Annotated in this window: 7 protein-coding genes and 1 pseudogene; 4 read left to right on the top strand and 4 right to left on the bottom strand. The window is 69.3% G+C overall.

The genetic code is table 11. The features are described from left to right. Positions 1-321, top strand: a pseudogene (locus tag Q0C81_RS15055) (chemotaxis protein); the annotation flags it as partial. 7 nt (positions 322-328) lie between these two features. Here the strand turns inward: Q0C81_RS15055 and purT are convergent. Genes purT through tkt form a run of 4 tightly spaced genes read right to left on the bottom strand, consistent with a single transcriptional unit; the run spans position 329 to position 4,722 of the window. Next, entirely contained in the window at positions 329-1,525 is a 1,197-nt protein-coding gene (gene purT / locus Q0C81_RS15050; protein WP_291839687.1) for a formate-dependent phosphoribosylglycinamide formyltransferase, read from the bottom strand. Between the two features lie 14 nt (positions 1,526-1,539). Continuing rightward, complete coding sequence (locus Q0C81_RS15045) at positions 1,540-2,373, bottom strand: alpha/beta hydrolase-fold protein (protein ID WP_291839684.1); 834 nt, start codon at positions 2,371-2,373, stop codon at positions 1,540-1,542. Beyond that, the gene (locus Q0C81_RS15040; protein WP_291839681.1) at positions 2,373-2,768 is read right to left on the bottom strand and encodes a VOC family protein; all 396 of its coding nucleotides are present in this window, start codon (positions 2,766-2,768) and stop codon (positions 2,373-2,375) included. The genes Q0C81_RS15045 and Q0C81_RS15040 overlap by 1 nt, the downstream gene beginning before the upstream one ends. Positions 2,769-2,772: 4 nt before the next feature. Further along, the gene (tkt, locus tag Q0C81_RS15035; RefSeq protein ID WP_291839678.1) at positions 2,773-4,722 is read right to left on the bottom strand and encodes a transketolase; all 1,950 of its coding nucleotides are present in this window, start codon (positions 4,720-4,722) and stop codon (positions 2,773-2,775) included. Here tkt and Q0C81_RS15030 point away from each other — a divergent pair. The 3 genes from Q0C81_RS15030 to Q0C81_RS15020 all read left to right on the top strand — a co-directional run. Further along, positions 4,709-5,122 (top strand): hypothetical protein, encoded by a 414-nt coding sequence (locus tag Q0C81_RS15030; RefSeq protein ID WP_291839676.1) that lies wholly within the window; start codon positions 4,709-4,711, stop codon positions 5,120-5,122. The genes tkt and Q0C81_RS15030 overlap by 14 nt on opposite strands. After that, complete coding sequence (locus Q0C81_RS15025) at positions 5,122-5,436, top strand: cell division protein ZapA (protein WP_291839674.1); 315 nt, start codon at positions 5,122-5,124, stop codon at positions 5,434-5,436. Before Q0C81_RS15030 ends, Q0C81_RS15025 begins: the two co-directional genes overlap by 1 nt. A 62-nt stretch (positions 5,437-5,498) precedes the next feature. Then, the coding region (locus Q0C81_RS15020; protein WP_291839672.1) for a MarR family transcriptional regulator at positions 5,499-5,791 on the top strand (293 nt) is incomplete at its 3' end.

Genomic DNA, 5,791 nt, shown 5'->3' with positions numbered 1-5,791 from the left:
GGCGTGGTCGCCGAGAACGCCGCCTCGGCCCAGGAACAGGCCACCGGCCTTCAGCAGGTCAACACCGCCGTCAACCAGATGGACCAGGCCACCCAGCAGAACGCCGCCATGGTCGAGCAGTCGACCGCCGCCAGCCACTCGCTGTCGCAGGAAGCCGATGTGCTGGCCAGTTCGGTGTCACGCTTCCGCACCTCGGGCGCGGCGGCCCAGCCGCAGACCGCCCGCACGCAGGCCCGCCCGGTCGCGCAGATGCGGACCGTCGGTCGCGGCGGCGCGGCGCCCCGGCCGCACGCGGTCGAGGACGGCTGGGAAGAGTTCTAGGCGCGGCTCAGTTCGCGACCGGCTTCACGCGCGACGCCGCTTCGCGGGCGCGCTCGCGGGCCTGGTCGGTGTCCGCGCCCCGGGCCAGGGCCACGCCCATGCGGCGGCGCTCGAAGCTCTCGGGCTTGCCGAACAGCCGCAGGTCGGCGGTCGGCACCGACAGGGCCTCGGCCACGCCCTCGAAGGCGATCCCTACGGCGTCCATGCCGCCGTAGATCACCGCGCTGGCGCCGATGTCGCGTTGGCTGACATCGACCGGCAGGCCCAGAATCGCGCGGGCGTGCAGGGCGAATTCGCTCATCGTCTGGGTCGCCAGGGTGACCAGTCCGGTATCGTGCGGACGGGGCGAAACTTCCGAGAACCAGACCTGGTCACCCTTTACGAACAGCTCGACCCCGAACACGCCCAGGCCGCCCAGCGCGTCCGTGACCTTGGCGCCGATATCCTGCGCCGAGGCCAGGGCGGCGGCGCTCATCGCCTGCGGCTGCCAGCTCTCGACATAGTCGCCCTTCACCTGCCGGTGGCCGATGGGCGCGCAGAAGGAGGTCGCGATCGAGCCGTCCGCCGCCTTGGAGCGCACGGTCAGCAGGGTGATCTCGAAATCGAAGTCGATGCGGCCCTCGACGATCACCGTCGCCGTCTCGACCCGTCCGCCGGACTGGGCGTAGGCCCAGGCGGCGCCCGCGTCCTCCAGCGCCTCGATCATCGACTGGCCCTTGCCCGAGGACGACATCACCGGCTTCACGAACACCGGCAGGCCGATGCGATGCGCCGCTTCCGCCAGTTCGGCCGCCGAGGTCGCGAAGGCGTAGGGGCTGGTCGGCAGGCCCAGTTCTTCCGCCGCCAGCCGCCGGATGCCCTCGCGGTTCATGGTCAGCTGGGTCGCGCGCGCGGTCGGGATCACGGTCGCCAGGCCGGCGGCCTCGATATGGGCCAGCACCTCGGTGGCGATGGCCTCGATCTCCGGCACGATGATGTGCGGCGCCTCGGCCATGATGACGCCGTTCAGCACCTGCGGGTCGGTCATCGGGATGACGTGGCTGCGGTGCGCCACCTGCATGGCCGGGGCGTTGGGATAGCGATCCACCGCGATCACCTCGGCGCCCAGCCGCTGCAGCTCGATGGCCACCTCCTTGCCCAGTTCGCCTGAACCCAGGAGCATGACCCGCACGGCGGTGTCGGACAGCGGCGTTCCCAATTTCATCGCGGGATCTCCAGTCAGTTTTCGGGCGGGACGGCGTACAGCCGCCGGAAGGCGTCCAGCGCCGCGCCGTGATAGATGGTGGCGTGGTTCTCGGTCGGGCGGGGCTGATAGTCCCAGGTCACGCCGGGCATGGCGTACTGGCGCAGATTGCCCACCAGCACGTCCATGGCCGCCTGCATCTCCCCGCCCTCGTCGGCGATGGTCAGGATGAGGGTGCGGGGATCGTTCGAGTGATCCCGCAGATGGGCTCCGGCCTGTCGCGCCAGCTGCCCGCCGTCCCACCACAGGCTGGGGCTGACGGCGACGTAGGCGTCGAACAGCTGCGGCTCCTTCAGGAAGGTCTCGACCACGAACAGGCCCGCCAGAGACTCGCCCATCAGGGCCGTCTCGCCGTTGGTGCGGAAGCGGCCCTCCACGAACGGCTGGACCTCCTTCCACAGGAAGTCGCGGAAGCGCGCCGACTGACCCTGCGCCGGATAGCGGGCGATCAGTTCCGGATCCTCGGTCGGCAGGGCCAGTTCGTTGCGGCGGTCGACCGAGGCGACGCCGACCACGATCACGTCCCGCGTCGTGCCGACGATGGTCCCCAGCTGGGCCAGGCCCGAGATGTGGTGGAAGTCCTGCGCCTGCCCGCCGTCCAGCAGGTAGAGCACCGGATAGGTCTTGCCGCTCTCGGCATAGCCGGGCGGCAACCAGACGTTGATCTCCCGCGTCCCGCCATAGGTCGCGGAGGGCAGGGCGTAGGACTGGCCGATGACGATGGGCGTCGGCTCGGGGCCGGTGGTCTGCGCGGCCGCGGGGGTCGCGAAAGCCAGCAGGGCGATCAGGGCGGCGACGGCGCGGATCATCAGACGGTCTCTCCTTTGGCGGGTTCGATCAGGTCCCAGGCGTTGCCGTACAGGTCCTCGAACACCGCCACCACGCCATAGGGTTCATGCCGCGGCGCCTCCCGGAAGACGACGCTCGCCGCCGTCCATGCGGCGTGGTCGCGCGCGAAGTCGTCGGTCTCCAGGAACAGCCAGACCCGCCCGCCGGCCTGATCGCCGATGCGGGCGACCTGTTCCGGCGTCGTGGCCTTGGCCAGCACAAGGTCGGTGTCTCCGCCCTTGGGCGTCACCGTCACCCAGCGCTTGCGGCCCTGGTCGATATCGGCGGTCAGATCGAAGCCGAGCTTGCCGACATAGAAGGCGATCGCTTCGTCGTAGTCACGGACCAGCAGGCTGACGGCGCCGAGGCGGGACACGGCCTTACAGCCGCGCCTTGACCGCCGCGACCACGGCCTGGGTGGTGATGCCGAACTTCTCGTACAGCACTTCCGCCGGGGCCGAGGCGCCGAAGCCGGTCATGCCCACGAAGGCGCCGTCCTCGCCGATGAAGCGCTCCCAACCCTGCTGGATCGCGGCCTCGACGGCGACGCGCACCGTGCCCCGGCCGATGACCGAGGCCTGATAGGCCTTGGGCTGCTGGAAGAAGAGCTCGAAGCAGGGAACCGAGACCACGCGGGTCGGCGTGCCTTCGGCTTCCAGCTGGTCGGCGGCGGCCAGGGCCAGCGGAACCTCGGTGCCGGTGGCGAACAGGGTCGCCTTCGCCTCGCCGTTGGCGGCGCGCAGTTCATAGGCGCCCTTGGCCGTCAGGTTCTCCGACGAGGCCGTGACACGCACGGCGGCGGTCTTCTGACGCGACAGGGCCAGGGCCGACGGCGCGTCCTTGGTCTGCAGCGCGATCTTCCAGGCTTCCATCGCCTCGATCGTGTCGGCCGGGCGGAAGACCAGCAGATTCGGAATGGCGCGCAGGGCGGCCAGGTGCTCGACCGGCTGGTGGGTAGGACCGTCCTCGCCCAGGCCGATGGAGTCGTGGGTCAGCACGTGGATCGCGCGCACGCCCATCAGGGCGCCCAGGCGGATCGCCGGTCGGCTGTAGTCCGAGAACACCATGAAGGTGCCGCCGTACGGGATGACCCCGCCGTGCAGCGCCAGGCCGTTCATCGCCGCGGCCATGCCGAACTCGCGGATGCCGTAGTTGATGTATCGGCCCTCATAGGTCGGGGCGTCCAGGATCGGCGTGTCCTTGACGAAGGTGTTGTTCGAACCGGTCAGGTAGGCCGAGCCGCCGACTAGTTCCGGCACCGCCGCGAACAGTTCGTCCAGCGCCGCGCCCGACGACTGGCGCGTGGCCTGGGCGGGCTTGGTCTCGACCAGTTCGGCGATCTTGGCGTCCAGCTTGGCGAAGGCGCCGTCCGGCAGGTCGCCCTTCATGGCGCGGGTGAAGTCCGCCGCCTGCTTCGAGGCGTTCAGGCGGGCTTCCCACGCCTTGCGGTCCTTGGCGCCGCGACGGCCGACCTTGCGCCAGGCCGACAGGATGTTCTCCGGCATTTCGAAGGGATCGTGATCCCAGGCCAGGCCCAGGCGGGTGGCGGCGATCTCGGCCGCGCCCAGCGCCGCGCCGTGAGTCTTGTGGCTGCCTTCCATGGTGGCGGCGCCCTTGCCGATCTTGGTCTTGCAGGCGATCAGCGTCGGCTTGTCCTGCTTGGCGGCCCAGGCCAGCACCGACTTGATGGCCTTCATGTCGTGCCCGTCGACGGCCTTCACGGCCCAGCCGGCGGCCTTGAAGCGCGCCTTCTGGTCGGTGGCGTCCGACAGCGACACCTTGCCGTCGATGGTGATCTCGTTGTCGTCCCACAGCACTGTCAGCTTGTTCAGCTTCAGGCGGCCGGCCAGGGCGATGGCTTCCTGCGACACGCCTTCCATCAGGCAGCCGTCGCCGGCGATGACCCAGGTGCGGTGATCCACCAGATCGTCGCCGTACTTGGCCGCCAAATGACGCTCGGCCAGCGCGAAGCCGACCGAGGTGGCCAGGCCCTGACCCAGCGGGCCGGTAGTGACCTCGACGCCCGGCATGTGTCCGTATTCGGGGTGACCCGCCGTCTTCGACCCCCACTGACGGAAGTTCGACAGCTCTTCCTTGGTCGCGGCCTTGTATCCGGTCAGGTGCAGCAGGGCGTAGATCAGCATCGAGCCGTGGCCCGCCGACAGGATGAAGCGGTCGCGGTCGGCCCAGTCGGGACGGCTCGCATCGAACTTCATGAACTTGGAGAACAGCACGGTCGCCACGTCCGCCATGCCCATCGGCATGCCCGGGTGGCCGCTCTTCGCCTTCTCTACACCATCCATCGCCAGGACCCGGATGGCGTCGGCCATCTGCTTCGGAGTGGCTTTCGCGGATACGGCTTTGGCGTCGGTCACTGTGGAGACCTTTCGTCGGAAGGCGGAAAAAGGGAGGCGCGCCGCTTTACCCCGACGCGTGCGCGGGTTCTATACGGATTCTGGAGGTTCTGACCGGATGGATGCTGCATCGGCCGCAAAGGATCGCGTTGATCGGGCTCTCGCCCTGCTCGAACGCCGTCTGCTCGACCTGAAAAGCCGCGCTGCGGGAAGCAGCCGCGTGCCCGAAGATGATCTGTTCGCGCCCCAGCCGTCCAGCGAGACCGACCGCGCCCGGATTCACGAGCTCGAGGCCGCCGGCCGCGACGCCGCCGAGACCCTGGCCCGCGCCGCCGATGCGATTCGCCTGACCCTCTCCGAACAGGAGGGGCGCTGATGGCCACCGTCACGGTCGAGATCAACGGCCGTCCCTACGCCGTCGGCTGCGCTGACGGTCAGGAAGACCGGGTCCGCGCCCTGGCCGCCGAGTTCGACGGTCACGTCCGGCAGGTGTCGGGCGAGGTCGGGCACGTCGGCGACCTGCGCCTGTTCCTGATGGCCGGCCTGCTGCTGGCCGACGAACTGCACGAGGCCCGCACCAACGGCGGCGGCTCCGCCCCTGTGGGCGAGCCGGTCGCCACCACCGACGGCGTCGCCGAGGCGCTGAACGCCGTCGCCGCCCGCCTCGAGAAGATCGCCCAGGGACTTTAGGTCGCAGCGTCCAGTCTCGGCGCGCGATTGACTCATGATCTGTCATGTCTGATATTTCTGTAATGACAGAAATAAAGAAACTTCCCGGATCGCTCGAACGCTTCGTCCTCCATTGGGGCGAGATGGGCGGCTTCTGGGGCGTGAACCGCTCGGTGGCCCAGATCCACGCCTTCCTGATGACCGCCGACAAGCCGATGACCGCCGAGGACATCGCGGTCACGCTGGAGATGGCGCGGTCCAACGTCTCCAACTCCCTCAAGGAGCTGCTGGCCTGGAACCTGATCCGGCGGGTCCCGATCCGGGGCGACCGCCGCGACCATTTCGAGGCCGAGGTCGATGTCTGGGAGGTCGCCTC

The sequence above is a fragment of the Brevundimonas sp. genome, assembly GCF_023259385.1.
Lineage (GTDB): Bacteria > Pseudomonadota > Alphaproteobacteria > Caulobacterales > Caulobacteraceae > Brevundimonas.
The sequence above is the reverse complement of the archived record's forward strand: the minus strand, read 5'-3'. Positions and strand labels throughout refer to the sequence as shown.

Coding starts and splice junctions, on each gene's coding strand:
- Q0C81_RS15030 (WP_291839676.1), top strand. CDS start 4,709: ATGGCGTCGGCCATCTGCTTCGGAGTGGCTTTCGCGGATACGGCTTTG.
- Q0C81_RS15045 (WP_291839684.1), bottom strand. CDS start 2,373: ATGATCCGCGCCGTCGCCGCCCTGATCGCCCTGCTGGCTTTCGCGACC.
- purT (WP_291839687.1), bottom strand. CDS start 1,525: ATGAAATTGGGAACGCCGCTGTCCGACACCGCCGTGCGGGTCATGCTC.
- Q0C81_RS15025 (WP_291839674.1), top strand. CDS start 5,122: ATGGCCACCGTCACGGTCGAGATCAACGGCCGTCCCTACGCCGTCGGC.
- tkt (WP_291839678.1), bottom strand. CDS start 4,722: ATGGCCGACGCCATCCGGGTCCTGGCGATGGATGGTGTAGAGAAGGCG.